The sequence below is a fragment of the Martelella sp. AMO21009 genome (assembly GCF_053484295.1).
Window position 1 is genome coordinate 1 of the sequence record NZ_JBAKFR010000041.1, and the last position, 15,985, is coordinate 15,985.

General features: G+C 59.6%; 18 protein-coding genes and 1 pseudogene. 6 read left to right on the top strand and 13 right to left on the bottom strand.

From position 1 onward, the window contains the following. From V6766_RS23435 to V6766_RS23450, 4 genes and pseudogenes are all read right to left on the bottom strand, one after another. Positions 1 to 641 (bottom strand): annotated as a pseudogene (locus V6766_RS23435) (hypothetical protein); the annotation flags it as partial. 1 nt (position 642) lies between these two features. Beyond that, complete coding sequence (locus V6766_RS23440; RefSeq protein ID WP_448470687.1) at positions 643 to 1,017, bottom strand: hypothetical protein; 375 nt, start codon at positions 1,015 to 1,017, stop codon at positions 643 to 645. Between the two features lie 14 nt (positions 1,018 to 1,031). Continuing rightward, positions 1,032 to 1,574: a hypothetical protein gene (locus V6766_RS23445; RefSeq protein ID WP_448470688.1), complete on the bottom strand. Its 543-nt coding sequence runs from the start codon at positions 1,572 to 1,574 to the stop codon at positions 1,032 to 1,034. An 8-nt stretch (positions 1,575 to 1,582) separates the two neighbouring features. Next, positions 1,583 to 2,065 carry a hypothetical protein gene (locus V6766_RS23450; RefSeq protein ID WP_448470689.1) on the bottom strand — a complete coding sequence of 161 codons (483 nt, stop codon included), beginning with the start codon at positions 2,063 to 2,065 and terminating at the stop codon, positions 1,583 to 1,585. A gap of 144 nt (positions 2,066 to 2,209) precedes the next feature. Between V6766_RS23450 and V6766_RS23455 the strand changes: the two genes are divergently transcribed. Further along, entirely contained in the window at positions 2,210 to 3,280 is a 1,071-nt protein-coding gene (locus V6766_RS23455; protein WP_448470690.1) for a hypothetical protein, read from the top strand. Between the two features lie 9 nt (positions 3,281 to 3,289). After that, on the top strand, positions 3,290 to 3,535 hold the full coding sequence (locus V6766_RS23460) for a DUF6429 family protein (RefSeq protein WP_448470691.1): 246 nt from the start codon (positions 3,290 to 3,292) through the stop codon (positions 3,533 to 3,535). Here V6766_RS23460 and tnpC read toward each other — a convergent pair. From tnpC to tnpA, 3 genes are read right to left on the bottom strand one after another with little or no spacing between them, the layout of a single operon-like run. After that, entirely contained in the window at positions 3,504 to 5,147 is a 1,644-nt protein-coding gene (tnpC, locus tag V6766_RS23465) for an IS66 family transposase (RefSeq protein WP_448470717.1), read from the bottom strand. The two genes, V6766_RS23460 and tnpC, sit on opposite strands and share 32 nt — an antisense overlap. Positions 5,148 to 5,194: 47 nt before the next feature. Continuing rightward, positions 5,195 to 5,545: an IS66 family insertion sequence element accessory protein TnpB gene (gene tnpB, locus V6766_RS23470; RefSeq protein ID WP_448470692.1), complete on the bottom strand. Its 351-nt coding sequence runs from the start codon at positions 5,543 to 5,545 to the stop codon at positions 5,195 to 5,197. Beyond that, positions 5,542 to 5,970: an IS66-like element accessory protein TnpA gene (gene tnpA / locus V6766_RS23475; RefSeq protein WP_448470718.1), complete on the bottom strand. Its 429-nt coding sequence runs from the start codon at positions 5,968 to 5,970 to the stop codon at positions 5,542 to 5,544. Before tnpA ends, tnpB begins: the two co-directional genes overlap by 4 nt. Before the next feature lie 209 nt (positions 5,971 to 6,179). Here tnpA and V6766_RS23480 point away from each other — a divergent pair, with 209 nt between their 5' ends. Genes V6766_RS23480 through icmT form a run of 4 tightly spaced genes read left to right on the top strand, consistent with a single transcriptional unit; the run spans position 6,180 to position 9,449 of the window. Beyond that, the gene (locus V6766_RS23480; protein ID WP_448470693.1) at positions 6,180 to 6,821 is read left to right on the top strand and encodes a type IVB secretion system apparatus protein IcmL/DotI; all 642 of its coding nucleotides are present in this window, start codon (positions 6,180 to 6,182) and stop codon (positions 6,819 to 6,821) included. Beyond that, positions 6,821 to 7,840 (top strand): DotH/IcmK family type IV secretion protein, encoded by a 1,020-nt coding sequence (locus V6766_RS23485; protein ID WP_448470694.1) that lies wholly within the window; start codon positions 6,821 to 6,823, stop codon positions 7,838 to 7,840. Before V6766_RS23480 ends, V6766_RS23485 begins: the two co-directional genes overlap by 1 nt. Next, complete coding sequence (locus tag V6766_RS23490; protein WP_448470695.1) at positions 7,837 to 9,129, top strand: TrbI/VirB10 family protein; 1,293 nt, start codon at positions 7,837 to 7,839, stop codon at positions 9,127 to 9,129. Before V6766_RS23485 ends, V6766_RS23490 begins: the two co-directional genes overlap by 4 nt. Continuing rightward, complete coding sequence (gene icmT / locus V6766_RS23495; RefSeq protein ID WP_448470696.1) at positions 9,129 to 9,449, top strand: IcmT/TraK family protein; 321 nt, start codon at positions 9,129 to 9,131, stop codon at positions 9,447 to 9,449. Before V6766_RS23490 ends, icmT begins: the two co-directional genes overlap by 1 nt. Positions 9,450 to 9,922: 473 nt before the next feature. Here icmT and V6766_RS23500 read toward each other — a convergent pair whose 3' ends face one another. From V6766_RS23500 to V6766_RS23525, 6 genes are all read right to left on the bottom strand, one after another. Then, positions 9,923 to 10,633, bottom strand: coding sequence for an IS6 family transposase (locus V6766_RS23500; RefSeq protein ID WP_448470697.1), 711 nt, complete (start codon positions 10,631 to 10,633; stop codon positions 9,923 to 9,925). A gap of 126 nt (positions 10,634 to 10,759) precedes the next feature. Continuing rightward, a complete protein-coding gene (locus V6766_RS23505) occupies positions 10,760 to 11,710 on the bottom strand; it encodes an alpha/beta hydrolase family protein (protein WP_448470698.1) in 951 nt (316 codons plus the stop codon). Between the two features lie 9 nt (positions 11,711 to 11,719). Next, a complete protein-coding gene (locus V6766_RS23510; protein ID WP_448470699.1) occupies positions 11,720 to 12,922 on the bottom strand; it encodes a CaiB/BaiF CoA transferase family protein in 1,203 nt (400 codons plus the stop codon). 65 nt (positions 12,923 to 12,987) lie between these two features. Beyond that, positions 12,988 to 13,950: a Bug family tripartite tricarboxylate transporter substrate binding protein gene (locus tag V6766_RS23515; protein ID WP_448470700.1), complete on the bottom strand. Its 963-nt coding sequence runs from the start codon at positions 13,948 to 13,950 to the stop codon at positions 12,988 to 12,990. Then, a complete protein-coding gene (locus V6766_RS23520) occupies positions 13,947 to 15,524 on the bottom strand; it encodes a tripartite tricarboxylate transporter permease (RefSeq protein WP_448470701.1) in 1,578 nt (525 codons plus the stop codon). The genes V6766_RS23515 and V6766_RS23520 overlap by 4 nt, the downstream gene beginning before the upstream one ends. Then, the gene (locus tag V6766_RS23525) at positions 15,521 to 15,967 is read right to left on the bottom strand and encodes a tripartite tricarboxylate transporter TctB family protein (protein WP_448470702.1); all 447 of its coding nucleotides are present in this window, start codon (positions 15,965 to 15,967) and stop codon (positions 15,521 to 15,523) included. The genes V6766_RS23520 and V6766_RS23525 overlap by 4 nt, the downstream gene beginning before the upstream one ends. Positions 15,968 to 15,985 lie beyond the last annotated feature (18 nt).

The window sequence follows — 15,985 nt, forward strand, 5'->3', positions numbered from 1 at the left end:
GTACGCGCATCCAAGCGCTCCATTTCGATACCGACCAGCGCAAATTCGCGCAAAAGCGCATCCGAAACCGACCTGTGACGTGTTCTGAGTGCTTCCAGAGCAGCATCGGGCCATTGCGATTGTCGCATTGAGGGCGCGCCTGAGAGGTTTTTCCTCCTCGCCGCCTGTCCCGCCTTGATCTCGTTCTTTGTCAGGTTGGAGGGGCGTGACCACACCGCCAGATAGGAACGTTCTCCGGTCAGCTTTCGCGGCAAAATCCTGCGGCGCTCGTCAATCAAATCGCCGACATCAAGTCCGCTGTCATGGGCAACGCGGCCGATTGAGCTTAACGCCATGTCGATTTCGGATGCGCCGAGATTCGGCGATTGGCCGAACCAGAATTGCAGGGCGCAGCCGGGGGAGGCGAAATAGGGCGTGATGGTGCGTCGCAGCTGTTCGACAGTCTGCGACACCTCCACTTCACCGGCCAGCGAGCGGAACCCTTCGAGCGCAAAGACACTCACCAGCGACCCGTCGTCGGCGACAAGAGTATCGTTGTCCTCCGCGGTTACCAGACGGCAATAGCTATCCAGCGACTTGCGGAAGGCCGAGCGGCTCAAGGCCGCTGCGATGTAGTCGAGGGTTTCGCCGAAACGTGCCATATCAGTTGATGCTTCTCAGCGTTCCATCAATGGTCGACGTATCCGCACCCGAGCCGAGGAAGCTCGTGACACCAACGCCGGCCCAGGCCGGCAAGCCGATCAACAGTGCGCCGGCGAGAAACCAGATGAGCATCGACATCGGGGAATGCTGTTGATGCGGATTTCTGGAGTTCGAGACTAGTTTCACAATGCCGATGATGATGCACAAAAGGCCGCCGAAGAAGGCGACTGAGCCGAGAAGGTCGGCCCATGGGCCAAGCGTGGTCGTCGAAAAGTTGCTGGCAAGATCGCCCAGCGATTGTTGCGCCATCACGGGCCCTAGCGTGGCCAGATAAAAGCCGGAAAATGTCAGCAGGCCGGTGCACTTTCTCTGCATTTGGTCTCTCCTTTTTATTTGACCAGAAGTTTTTCAAGCATCTGCAGGACAACGACGATGTTGATCGCCAATGTCCCTGCCACGAGATGGACAATCCCGCGTCCCGTATCGCCGATTTGCCCGCCATTGCCGGCGCGGGCGAGCAGGAACAGACCCCGTACAAATCCGAGAAGGCCGATGAATTGCGCGAAACGAACGAGAGCAATAACGGCTCTCTGGCTCATTTCGGCGGAAAGCGGCTTGGTGATTTCGGGCGCGTAGGTGAATACCTGTTCCGCCGACACGCTCTCGGATTGCAGGAAGAAGCTCATCAGGAATGCCCCGATGACCGTCGACAGCGAAATCAGCAGTGAGCCGACGAAGAACAGGACCAGCGGACCGGTGTATGAGCCAGACACCGCGCCCCCAATACTACGGAGCTCGTGGGCTGAAGCCATGCCGACGATCGAGCGCGCCACGAAGATGAGACCCACCAAAAAGCAGGTGCCTGCGACCAATGCCTGCAAGGGGGCAATGATCGCGACACCGCGCTCCAGAAGCTGGACAAAACTATCCATAGCCCGCCCTATTCCGCACTATCCCCGTCCGGGGCCGGCATGGCGACGACCGGATGGGTTACAATCTCGTGCTGCACGCCAACGCCGCCATTTGCGGCCTCTAAGCTCAGAGGTCCGCCGGTGCCTTGGAGTGTGACCAATTCGTTCAGGATGAACCTGTCCTGTTTCTTCAGCTCATTCACATGGCCGATAATGCGCTCGAGAACGCCGTTCCTGGCGGTCAGTGTGTTCAGTTGCTGTACCAGGTCAGCCTGTGCGGTTTTAAGCCGTTGTACCTCTGAATGTAGCTCTGAGACCTGCGCCGATGTTGCATCGGAGACCCGGCCTGATTTGACCGCCACTGGTTCACGCAAAAACAGATAGAGGTTGGCCGCCGACGCGGCCACAGCGACCACGATCGCCGTGAAAACAAGCGATTTAGGGCCAATTTTCAGCAAATTAGGGTTGCGTCGATACGATTCGTGTTCGTATAACTCAATTTGATTTGTCACGAGAGCCCCCGATGAGGTCTGATTTTTCCCCGAAATCACCCGCCTTCCAAGGGGACTTCACAGCTCCAATGTCTTGATGTATTACAGGCTCACGCCATTAAATGCAACATTGACAGGAACAAACTAGCGCCGGGGGCCTCCTTAATGTTCAAACGCAAGTCGGCGGTTTCTACGTCCGTCCTTTTCCCCGCCGCCTTACTCGGCCTGTGGCCACTCGGGGCGATCGCCGAAAACGTCACTCAGGCCGACATCGATCTGCCCTGGCAGACCACCTTTGTCGGTTGCAGCACATCAGCAGCACCTTTCATCGAGAACCAGCTCAACCTTTACGGCGCGCGCCCGTTGATGAAGGTCGGTGGTATGCAGGCATGGGCTGTGCCGCAGGGTGACGGCACAGAGAAATTTGCGCTGACAACGGAAGACGGACTGACGATTTTCGGCTCGGTTGTCGGGCCGCAGGGCGAGGACATTTCCGGCGCGTTGCTATCGACCAAGCCGAATGCCGTCTCACTCAAAACCGCCAGCGCCCCTTCTCCTTCACGGCCCCCTTCACCGAAGGTCGCCAAAGAGGAACCCGCTGCATCGAACCCCGGCGCTCTCAAAGCCCCCAAGCGGTTGACCGAGGCAGATACTGCGGAAGCTGTCGAAGCACCGTCTTCGGATGTGGTTGAACCGGGCGAGGATGCCGCGCCGGCCGCTTCGCCCGTCGAGGTTGACGCAGGCAAACCGCCCAAATTGGCGTCGGTCGGCTCTCAAAATACGCCTGACATTCCGACCGCTCAGTCTTTGGATGAGCTGGTGCAGCAGGCCCATGATTTCAGCGCGTGGTTCCCGGTCGGCAAGCCAAAGCCCGATGCGCCGACCTTCTTCCTGCTTGCCGATCCCACTTGCCCGCATTGTGCATGGTCGATCGATTCAATGAAGCCGCTCATTCAAAACGGCGATATCGACCTGCGCATCATTCTCGCTCCGATCCTCAGCGAGGCGGCTTTCAATATCTCTGCGGCAATCCTTCAGTCGGACAATGTCGGCACGGTTTTCCTGAAAAATGAGTATGCCGCGACCTCAAGCGTTGGTGGTCAAAAGGTTGCTGCAATCGCTCCCGACAAAATCGACGATCAGACGGCGGATATCCTTCGCAGAAACGTATTGTGGATGCGTCAGAACGTATCCATCCGAGCAGGACCGCGGGATTTTTGCTTTCGCACGTGGTAGATTGGCGGAATGGAGATCGACGAAGGCAAAATCGAAGATGCGGTGTTGGCGCTGCTATGGCTGACGCTTCACAACGAGCGTTTCGCCTGGAAGGGGTTTGACTGGGCGACAACGGATCGGTTGCACCAGAAAGGCTTGATTGGCGATCCGGTGAACAAGTCGAAGTCGCTGGTGCTGACGGATGAGGGTCTGCGCCGATCGGAAGAACTCTTCCGGCAGTTATTTACGCAGCAACTGCACCCTCCACCGCCTTGATCCTCTTCCATCCCCACGGCAACAATTCGTGCAGGAGGGAGACGGGCAGATCGGCGATGCGGGCCAGCACGTCCGCCAGCCAGGCCTTCGGATCGATGTCGTTGAGACGAGCCGTGGTGATGAGGGTCAGCATGATGGCGGCCCGGTCTGCGCCGCGATCGGAACCGGCGAAGCTCCAGTTCTTTCTTCCGCAGGCCACGCCGCGCAGGGCTCTTTCTGCCGCGTTGTTCGTCATGCAAATCCTGCCGTCGTCGGCGTACCGGGCAAAGTCTTGCCAGCGCGACAGCATGTAATTGATCGGCTCAAGCACCGGCGAGGATCGTGACAAACCTTCGCGCTCCTGCCGCAACCAAGCCTCCAACTCGTCGAGCAGCGGTTTGCTCTTTTCCTGGCGCACGGCAAGGCGCTCTTCGGCGCTCTTGCCGTTGATATCACGGTCAATGTCAAACAGCGCATCGATGCGTTTGACCGCTTCCAACGCCGTCGCAGAGACAGGCCTCAAGCCCTTGCCCCGCCGGGCGCTGCGAGAGACATCCGCCAGTTCGAAGAACTTTCGCCGCGCATGGGCAAAGCAGAAGGCCGGCGTCACCGGGATTTGTTTCCTGGTCCGGTCGAAGAGCGGATTGAAGCCATTGTAGCAATCGGCCTGCAGGATGCCGGTGAACTCGGCCAGGTGTCGTTGCGGATGTTCACCCCGCCGGTTGCTGGAGGCGTAGAAGACGGCCGCCGGCGGCGACTGCCCGCCAAAGGGCCTGTCGTCGCAAACGTAAGTCCATATTCGGCCGGTGGTGCACTGGCCTTTTGCGAGAATTGGGATAGTCGTGTCGTCGCCGTGCAATCGCTCGGCGGCAAACACATGGGTCTCGATCATATCGAAGAGTGGCTTGACGGCGGCGCTGATATAGCCAACCTGATCGGCAAGCGTCTGGGTCGACAGATCGATCCCCTCGCTGCGGAACCGGCGACTTTGGCGGTTAAGCGGCTGATGCTCGGAGAATTTGTCGAAGACGATGGTGGAAAGCAGGTTTGGGCCGAGGAAACCGCGTGGCGTTGCATGGAAGGGCGCGGGTGCCTGGCTGATGCAGCCGCACTCCCGGCAGGTAAACTTCTCCCGCACGGTCTCGACCACCTTGAATCGGCGCGGGATCTCCTCCAGCGTCTCGGTGATGTCCTCACCGAGCTTCGACAGGCGTTCGCTGCCGCAGTGATCGCAGGCACCGGGTGCGTCGATGACGACGCGCTCGCGCTCGATATTCTCTGGCCAGGGCTTGCTTGACTGCCGCTTGCGGGTGAAGGCACGCACAACTTGGGTTTTGGCCGAAGCCGCTTCTGAAGCGATCTCATCTTCGGTCGCATCGGCAACCAGCTCTTCGAGCTGCAGTTCCATCTGGTCGATCAGCCGCTGGGTGCGCTCCCGGCTCGGACCGTGTTTGTCCCGCTCCAGCTTGGCGATCAGCAATTGCAGATAGGCGTTGAGCGCCTCGATGCTGGAAAGCTCTGCTTTGGCTTTGGTCGCTTCGGCCTCGGCCTGCAACCGTGCCTCGCGTTCTGCCAGCAGCGCGGCATGGGCGCTGGCAAGATCGTCAGGAAAGGAAAGCGGCGGCAACGACATGCCGACACAAGAGCATATTTCTTCAACGAATTCAATGAATAAGACAATCAAATCCGTGTCGGACGCCAGGTTTCCTGAGGGGCCCGCCAGTCAATTCCGGACAGCAAATAAGAAAGCTGCGCCGGTGTGATTGCCACTGCGCCGCCCTCCACAACAGGCCAGATAAACCTACCGCGCTCCAGCTTTTTCGTGAACAGGCAGGCGCCCTGGCCATCATGCCAGATCAATTTTATCAGATCACCGCGGCGGCCCCGGAAGCAGAACAGATGACCGCCCAGCGGATCGTGCTTCAATACCTCCTGTACCCGCAACGCCAGCGAAGGGAAGCCGCACCGCATGTCTGTATGTCCGGTCGACAGCCACACCTTGATCCCCGCTCCCATCGGAAACGGGTTCATCGCAACGTCTCCAGTCCACGCATGATCCGCAGCAGGACCTCAACGTCGACATCCTGGCCGACGATCACACGGCGGCCGTTCGCACTCACCACCTCCATGCGGCCGTGGTCGATGACAGGCGGCGGCACAGCGACAGTCGCCGCGGGCGGCGTGTTCGCAACAACCGGATTGCCAACAACGACCGCCGGAACAAACCCGTTCGGCGCGCCGTGGACAAGCCGTCCTTCCCGCGCCGCCCTGCGCCAGGCATTCAACTGCCAGCGCGTGATCCCATGTCGCTGCGCGGTCGCCGTCACCTGCCGCGGGCCGTTATAACTCTCAGTCACAATCGCCAGCTTCGCTTCGTCCGTGAAACGACGGCGACGCCCGCTATCGACAATCTCCATCCGGCTGAAATGCCCGGTGAGATCGCTTGTGATGTCCATCATTAATGCACCGTCTATATTGCCGTCTATATAGACAGAGCATTCACACGATCACTCACATCCGCAATGCGGCCCTGCTCGGATGCGTACGTCAGAACGGGATCAAGGGCGTTCCTTTTTTCATCTACAAGACCCCCGAGGGCGGACAATTCGCATTTGGCAATCTCACCCAGCAGGCGCTCGATACGGCGCTCACGATGGAGTGAGGCATGAGCGAGCAATCCTATGGCGCACTCGAAACCGTCATGAAACGCACACAGACGTATCGGACAGCGTTCCGGGTGATGTCGGTGATCAGCGGTGCGCTTCTGGTCACAACCGTCGTTTCGGTGGGCGCGGCGGCCTACCTTGCCACCCATAAGCCCGCGCCGCGCTATTTTGCGACAACGACCAACGGCCAAATCTTGCCATTGGTGGCTTTGGATAAACCGCACCTCAATGCAAACGAAGTCGCCAACTTCGCCACCCAGGCCGTGACCGCCGCGTTAACCTACTCGTTCACCAACTATCGCGCCGACCTCACCGCCGTTCAGAAATATTTCACCCAGCCCGCCGGATGGAATTCGTTCATCGACGCTCTGGACAAGAGCGGTCAGCTCGAAATGGTGAAAGAGCGCAGGCTGAATACTACGGCAGTCGCACAAGATGCGGTGATCCTGTCGCAGGGGCCAAACGCCCGCGGCGTTTATCAGTGGGTCGTGCAGATTCCGCTCCGCATCACCTATGAATCCGCGAGCGAAGTGTCCGGGCAGGATCTTCTTGTGACAGTTACCATCAATCGGATGGAAACCTATCAGACCCCTGAAGCCGTCGCGATCAACCGCTTTATCGCAGCGCGTGGAGGCGCCTGATGACAATGCGTATTTCAGGCGTCCTTCTGTGCACTTTCCTGGCCACGACTACCCCTGCCCTCGCGCAGGACGCGCCAAGCGGGCTTGCCCAGGCGGCCGCGCAAGGCACACAGCGCGCCGAACAGATCAATCAGCAGAAGGCCGACCAACAGCAATATGAGCAGCCTGAGAGCGAGTTTCCTGTCATTGGGTCTGACCACTTACTCAAGTCGCTGGATGAGTTGGACCGGCCGCTGTCACCGGAAGAAATCACCGCTTACGGCGCGGCGGTTCAATCTCAAATGCCGATGACTCCCGAGTTGATCCGCGACTACAAGCGTCGGGTGAATGAAAGCCAGAAGGCCGCGGCTCAACCCGCGGCCGGCTTTCGGCCGAAGGCGATCTCTGATCAGGTTCAGGTTTCGCTTGAGGCATCCGCACAAACCACCGCCATCAAAACCTCGCTCGGAACGATCTCCAACCTCGCCTTCTTTGACCGCACCGGAAAGGCTTGGCCCATTGCCAGCTATGGCGTCGGTCGCCCCAATGCGTTTCAGGTCTATGCGATGCAGGAGGGCAGCAATCAGCTCATGATTACCCCGCTTCTTCCGCATGCCTTTACAAACCTGACCGTTTCGCTGGTCGGCGAGGACCGGCCATTGATCATTGACGTCGAGACAAACGAGAAAGTCACGCAATATCGGCGCGACTATCAGGTCGACGGACTTGGCCCGAACGCCCATGTTTCCACGGCTGTCAGCGCACCGCCGAGCCGCGCCTCGAACCAGGTTATGATGGCGTTCGTGCAAGGCGCTGGCATTCCACAAAACGCTACGAGGCTTTCCACGGACGAGCCGTCCGTATCGGCATGGCGCTACGGAAAGGATCTCTACATTCGCACGACCAGCACGCTGCTTTCACCGTCCTGGACTGAAAGCCTGACCGGTCCTGGCTCGGTTCACGCCTACAAGCTCAAACCTACGCCCGTTGCACTGATCTCGTCCGATGGCTCTGTCAAGAAAGTGAGAATTTTCCAATGACCGATTCAGAAAACCGATCTGACGAGAACCACAACAACCCCGATACCAGCGAAACGCACCAGGGCGCGCCGGAAGTCGAGACTGAATCGCCCATGAACGATGAACGGCGTTCCACGATCGATCGGAGCGCGCAGCGCAACAATCGCATTGTCTACGGCGGTATTCTGGTGATCGCAGTCGGTCTTGGTTTCGTGTTGTGGCAGAGCTATTCGTCTTCGCCCGTTCCATCGTCGAGCGTTGCGCGCCCACCGAATGTCGAGAGTACGCCCGGCGGCGAACAGCAGGGACGGTCGGAGCGCTACCAGAATACGCTCGATCAGTCTAACGAGGTCGGTGCCAAGACAGCTTTCGAAAACGACGAAAGCTTCATCGCGACACCTGACGAAGCCATGCGGTCGATTGATACGATCGGGCAAAAGAAAGAGCCGCCGCCGGTAAAACGGCCAGTCGCGCCCGCCAATGTAATCGAGCGTCGCGACCAACCTGTTGAATACCGAACCGCCGATCGTCGGCCGCCCCCCAAACCGCAAACTGACTATCGACGCATCGATCAGCTTGCGAGCGCCATGAGCGCGCAACAGCAAGGTTTGCTTCAGTCCTGGCAGCCTGTGGCCTCACAGGCAACAGTTGTCGTCGAACAGGATCTGTATACGCCGCCAGAACAGCTCACGGCCAGTAATGGACAGGGCGGTGGCAATGGTTCCGTCCAGTCGTCCGGATCTTCACCGGTTCAAACCTATGCGGTCGCCGGCGACACGGTCATGGCGCGTATCCAGAACGCTTCCGATTCCGATACGCCCGGACCTGTGATCGCCGAGATCATCAATGGCCCCCTCGATGGCGCCCGCGCCATTGGCGCCTTAGAGGTGAACAAGACGCAGAGCGCGCTCGTCATTCAGTTCGATCGGATCGTGATGCCCGATGGCGCAAACTACGACACCAGCGCCTATGCGATCGATGCGCAGCAGTCGACCATCGCCGTGAAAACAGACATCGACCGTCGTTATTTTCAGCGGTATGGCGGCAAGATGGCAGCCGCGTTCATTTCCGGGCTGAGTGGTTCTCTATCTGAACCACAGCAGCAATATGTTGGCATTTCCGACAATATTGGCTCCATCATCACCAACAAACCGACGGTGAACGAAAGCATCTATGCCGGCTTCGCCGCGGCTGGCGACGCCATTTCCAGCGACCTCAACAACAACGCGCCGAGCGGCCCCTTGGTCAAGGTTCGTGCCGGTCAGATGATCGGCATCCTTTTCCTCGAAAATGTCGGGGTGGCGAACTGATGGCGGAAAGCAGCTTTAATATCTACGGCACGCCGGTCTACTGGCGGGAAACAGTGCGAATGCCGCGCCTGCTTATCTTCGATGCACGCCTGATATTCTTCTTCCTGCTTCTGACGTTGCACTTGCGGCTGTGGACCTTCATCGCTCTCGTTCTCGCTTGCTGCGGATTCTGGCTCATCGAGCGCTATGGGTACGCTTTCCCGAATGCATTGAGAGCTATTCGCAGCCATGTTGCAGGTCGTCAACGCCCTGCCCTGCCCGGCTACAGATACCGGTCAATGATCGACTATGGCTTTGAGACGCGTGAGGTTCAGGGATGAGCACAGGTCGAGCAAACACCGCCAAAGCTCTCGTTTGCGCATGTGTACTCTCGGAAGGCACTGCCGGTGGCGGCGCAATTTGCGCTGTGCGTGGCGACTATAGCTTGATCAACGCGATACAGAACCAGTTGGCGGATGCCGCTGATTCTATTTTGACTTCGGTGAAGCCCAACTCAGCCTCGACAAAAAGGAGAGAGAATTTGAGGTAGCCTCAAAACGACAAAGCCCCGCGCGGCGGCAACCGGCGGGGGCTTAGTGCTAAAAATAGCCAACACTTGGATAGGTTCTTTTTAGCATTCGCCCGACATCGTAGGCAAGAGGAAAAACGCAGTTTCTGCGCACGATACCCCTTTGCCTGCTTCCTGCTCGAAAGCAAGGAAAACGGAATGTTAAAATCATCGACCGGGTGGCGCAAACAGACGGCATTGCCAAGTTGTTTGTCTTTGGTCGCGGGTTGGCGAGGTGTTCGTTTTTCAAGCTGCCATTTCTGCCGTGTAATCGGCCCACAGGCAGAAGGCATCTGCTCTTGCGTGTCGATATGAGAGAGCTGAGAGGTTGTATCGGCGGGGACGAAAGAGGGTGTTTATCTGATCGTGGGCTGACAGAAAACGTTGAGCTTGAGGAGGTGATTTGAATCGCCCCATGATCTTCTCTCGCTTCCTCGTCTGACGGTATGAGTTTTCAATTCTGTTGTTCAGGCCCTTGTGGGCCCGATGATCAGCATCTGGCGTCAGGTCTTGTATCGGCTTGATATAGCTGCGCAGCTTGTCCGTCACGACGACACGTGGTTCACCGAATTGCTTGACCAGCCTTGAGAAAAAACGCTTGGCAGCTTTGGTATTGCGGCGAGCTTGAACCAAAATGTCGAGCACGTCACCAGCGGCGTCAATTGCCCGCCAAAGCCAGAATTTCTTTCCGCTGATCGTGATGACAGCCTCATCCATATGCCACTTATCGTTCGGCTTGGGCCGGTCTGTGCGAATACAGTCGGCAAAATGTCGGCCAAAGCGGTTGATCCAGAGACGAACCGTTTCCCTGCTCACGATCACACCGCGTTCAGCAAGAAGATCTTCCACATCGGCCGTGCTCAACGCAAATCGATGATAGGCCCAGACCGCGTAGGCGACAACTCCACGCGGAAAACGAAACCCCTTCAGACGGGGAAATGAGCTCGGCAACTTCATCTCGTCTCGATACCCGAAACGCGGAGGTCAAACAACTCGGCAATGCCTACGAGAGGCATCAAACTTCCAATCGGCGGACGCTTCTGACCGGCTGATGTCGGCGAGCGGATACGAGCGAGGGGAAGACTACTTCCGCCTGATCTCAGCAGGATAGTCGCCAATCCGGCCGTCAAGCGCAACAAGCCAGGCCCGTGCGCCCTGGTCATCCGCCAGATACGCGTCGAGGAAGGCGAGCGTGAGTTGCGAGACTGCGGTACGCTGGCTGGCATTGCCCGGCGTGGGGTCGTTGTCGGTCATACCGCCGAGATAGTGGTCTGCGTTCCCAAGCACGGCAAGATATTTGTCGCTGGCGGGCGCAAGGTCGAAGGGCTCGGTCTTCCAGTGCCAATCCTGGCCCTTGGCGCCGCCGTCACGGCTACCGGTCACCGTCAAAACCGGACCATCCATAGCGTGCCATGAGCCGTCTCGCAGACCTTGCTGGTCGCGGCCCTGGGCACTCAGCAGAATAGCGGCGGAAAACCGCGGATCGCGAAACGAACGCGGCCCCTCGCCCGGCAGGTCGATTTCCGCACCGGCCAGAAGCTGCGCGGTATAGGCCCCGAAGGAATGACCGGCGATCGCAGCCGGCAGGGGCTCGTCCCAAGAACCCAGCGTCGCCGCACGGATCGACCGGAAATTGTCCATGATCGTCCCGACAATCCGGATCCGCGCCAACCAGTAGGCTGGCGTGTGCAGAATGTCGTATAGACGCGTCTTCAGCGCCGGAACGGTTGTCCACCGTAAAAGCTCCGGCGCATCGGGGGCAAAGCCAAGCTCCGGTTCGGCGGCCGCGACCGCCAAAATGCCATCGGCAAAGCTCGGATGAATGACGAGATAGCCGTGGCTGGCCAAAAAAGTCGAAAGTTCGACATGATCCTCACCACAGGCGCCAAGCCCGTGACAGAAGATGATGTATCCTTTCGCCCGGCCGTCCGACGGGAACCGGCAGACGAGCGGCAAGCTACCCTGGTCACTGCCAAGGCTGATCCGCACTGTCCTCGCAGTCCCGGGTTCACCCGGCCAATCCATGGTTTTCATGGCCATTCCTCAGATTACTCCGGCTGCACGCAGGCCGGCGATCTCGCTCGCCGAAAGTCCGAGACCCTCAAGCACGCTTGTCGTATCGGCGCCGAGTTCGGGCGGCGGGCTTGCCGCCGTCACCGCCGCGCCATTGGCGCGAAAGCTCATTGATGGAACATGGATCGGCGTGTCATGGCCTGCAATGGTGAACTCGGAAAGCAGCCCGCGCGCATCGATATGCGGTTCGGCAAGCGTTTCGTCGAGACCGCGCACGCGGGCGGCAGGGACATCGACCTCTTCCAGCGCTGCTTCCCATTCATCGGCAGATCGGGTGAGGAAGGTGGCGTTCAGCGTTTCGCGCAGAGACGCGCCGTTCTGCTTGCGCGCCGCCGGGTCGCGCCAGCGCGGATCGGACAGGATATCCTCGCGGCCGATCGCGCCGCAGAGCTTTTGAAACTGCGGCTCGTTGTTGGCGGCGAGCATCAGTACGCCGTCCATGGTCTGAAACGCGCCCGAGGACGGGCTTGCGCTCCAGGCCTCGTTGCCGTTCTGCTCGGGCTTCCAGTCGGCGGTCTTCTGCTGGGTCATCAGCGAGGCCATCAGCATCAGCGCGGTATCGAGCATGGCGACATCAACCTGCACGGCCTCACCGGTACGTCTGACTTCCAGCAGGCCGGCCATGATCGCCTGGGCGGCGTTCATGCCGGTTGCGAAATCGACATAGGGCGCGCCAACTTTGGTGGGGCCATCACCCGGCTTGCCCGTGGTCAGCATGATACCGCACATGCCCTGGATGACATGATCATAGGCGGGCCTGCCGCTCCACGGCCCGTTCTGGCCGTAAGCGGAGATCGAGCAGTAGACGATATCGCTCTTCAGCGCCTTCACCGTTTCGAAGCCGAGGCCGAGACGCTCGGCGACGCCCGGCTTGAAATTTTCAACGAAGACGTCCGCCTCCGCGATCAGGCGTTTTGCGATTGCCAGTCCTTCCGGGCTCTTGAGATTGAGTGTCACGGATTTCTTGGCGGCATTCTGGGTCAGATAGTTCGAGGCCATGCGCCGCTCGGCAAGTCTCGGCAGCAGGCCGCCAAGACGCGTCCAGTCGCCCTCGCCCGGCTTTTCGATCTTGATCACTTCGGCGCCCATCAGGGCCAGTTGATAGGTGGCGTAGGGACCGGCCAGAACCTGGCTCAGATCGATCACCTTCACACCCGTGAGCGGCTGAAACATGTTTACGTTCCGATTTTTTGGCGGGTGCGCCGCGCCAGGGCGCGACGCGATTTGACGCGGGGACCTTACTTGGCCGCTCCGCCCATGATGATCGCCTTGTTCTTGTCGTATGTGGCCTGCATTTCCGCATAGGCCTCATCGACGCCGAAATAGTCGATCGGGATACCGGCCGCTTGAGTCACCTTCTGGAAGCCGGGATCGGTTTCGGCGACCTTCAACGCTTCGGAAAGGCGATCGAGGATTTCCCGCGGCGTGCCCTTTGGCAGGAACAGCGTGGTGCGTGAATCCATGGCCAGCGGATAGCCCTCCTCCTCGATCGTGGGAACGTCAGGGGCGGAGGGATGGCGGAAACTGGTCAGCGCGGAAACCGACTTCAGTTCGTCCGGATAGCGGTAGTGGATACCCCCGGAAAAGGCGAGCGCCACCTGATTGCCGAGAAGCACATTGATCATTTCGCTGCCGCTCTGCAGCGGTACGATGTTGACGTCGAGGTCATTGGCCTTGATCAGTGCTTCGATATAAAGCCGGGCTTCCGGACTTAACGCGCCATAGCTCGAGCCCGGATTTTCCTTGGCCCAGGCTACATATTCGGTGATGTTGTTAAAGGGCTGGTCCTTCTGGCTCGCCATACCGACCTGGTAAGCGGTGATCATGCCGGCATATTCGAAATCACCCGGCGTGAAACTGACGCCCTCCATGATGAAGGGGGCCGAATTCACCACCGTATTGGAGTGAAACAGCATGGTATAGCCATCGGGCTTTGCCTTCATCAGCTCGCGCGCGGCAACGGCGCCACCCGCACCCGGCTTGTTGACGACATTGATCGGCTGGCCGAGACTGGTCGCCATCACCTGCGCTGCGGCACGGGCGATCAGGTCGGTCTGGCCGCCGGCGCCGTAGCCGACCAGCATGGTGATCGGCTTGTCAGGATAGGTATCGGCAGCAACTGCTGCGCCCGAGAAGCCGGCAAGCCCGATGGCCGCACCCCCGATGAGGCCGAGCAGGCCTCGTTTGGTAATCGATTTCATCGCTCATCCTCCCTTTTGGTTGCGATAAATTCATTGTCGTCCCGTCCTTCGGGGCCGGAAAAATCATGCGCGTCATGCTTGACGACCGAGGTCGCCATTCTGCTGCCATGGCCGATCCACCACGTGACCACGACCGTCAGGATCAGGAAGACAAGCGCGATCGGATGCTTCGCGATATTGAAGGCGTTGTGATCCAGCAATTGCAGCGACTGGCGGAAGCTCAGTTCCAGATTGGGGCCGATGACGAAGCCGATCAGGAACGTGACAAATGAAAAATCGAGCTTGCGCGCGAAAAACCCCACCAGCGCAAAGGCGAGCATCACATAGATCGAGAAGATGCTGCCGGTCTCCATGTAAGCGCCGACGCAGCACAGCAGCAGCACGCCGGGAATGATCAGGCGCATCGGCACCTTGATGATCTGCGAGAACACGCGCTGGCCGAGATAGCCGATCGCGAGCATGATCACGCTGGCGCACAGCATGGCGGCGTAGACATCGGCGACAAGGCGCGGCTGCTGCCTGAACATCAGCGGACCGGGGGTCAGCCCGTGCAGAATGAAGGCGGCGATCAGGATGGCGGCGATGACGCTGCCCGGAATGCCAAGCGCGAACAGCGGGATCAGGCTCGAGGGAACCACTGCATTGTCCGCGCTTTCGGCGGCCGCCACCCCTTCGATCATGCCCGTGCCGAATTTTTCGGGCGTCTTCGAGGCCTTCTGGGTCGCGCCATAGGAGAGGAACGAGCCGACGCTTGCGCCAAGCCCCGGCAGAATGCCGACCACCGAACCGATCAGCGTGCCACGGGCAATGGCCGGGAAACAGCGACGCCATTCCGACCACAGGATCACCCGGTCCTCGCGCTTGTCGCCGTCGCGAATCTGACCGGTTTCCGCATCCAGCGTCTTCAGATTGCCGGCCTGCACCACCATTTCAGCGACCGCCAGCATGCCGATCGCCATCGGCACCAGCTTGATGCCATCATCGAGTTCGAGAAAGCCAAATGTCAGGCGCGGCACGAAGGTTTCGGTCTCGAGCCCGATCGTGGCGAAGAAGATGCCGAGCGCGCCGGCAATCAGCCCCTTGGTCATCGATGAGCCTGAAAGTCCGCCGATGAAGGTGAGCGAGAACAGCAGGATGGTGCAAAGCTCCACCGGCCCGATCAGCAGCGCATAGCGCGCGATGGGGGCGGCCAGAACGATGAGGACGATGGTCGACAGGAAATCGCCAATCACCGAGGCAAGCAGCCCCATCTTCAGCGCCTTCTGCGCCTTGCCCTGGCGCGCCAGCGGGTAGCCGTCAAGCGCGGTCGGCGCTGACGACGGCTCGCCCGGCGTGTTGAGCAGGATGGCCGAAACCGCGCTGCCCGCGCCGCTGCCCTTGGCAATGCCGATCAGCATGCCGAGCGCTGCCGGCGGGGTGAGGTAGAAGGTCAGCGGAATGGCGACCGCCACGCCCGTGCCCTTGCCGAGGCCAGGCAGCGCGCCGACGACATAGCCGATGAACACGCCGAGCGCGACCCAGAACAGCGTCGTCGGGTTCAGCACATCCTGGAAGCCGAGAAGAAGATGGCTCATAGAATGCCCGTCCCGAGTATCTTGTAGAACAGCAGCCAGACCGCAAACAGCAGACCGACGGTCATGCCGATAATCACCAAAGGCCGGCGTTCGCCGAGAACAAGCAGGCTCGCGACCAGCAGGAAGGCCCCGCCGGCAAGCGGCGACACCCAGACGAACAGCGCTATGGCGCCCAGAAACACTGCGCCGATCTTGATCAGCGCCAGCAATTCGCTTGCGAGAATCGGCGGCTCGGCATCCCTTTGCGCGGGTTTTGCGCGGAGGTTGGACATCACGAGAAGAACCGAAAGCGCAACCACGACGACCATCATCATGCTCGGTACCAATCGTGGCGACATCATGCCCTGCGGCCCGTGGCCGATCGCGTTCGGTATGATCACGACAAGGGTCAGCAGGCCCAGAAGGACCAGAACCACGCCGGAAATGATGTTGGCGCGTCTCATTGCACCTCCCGTTTGATG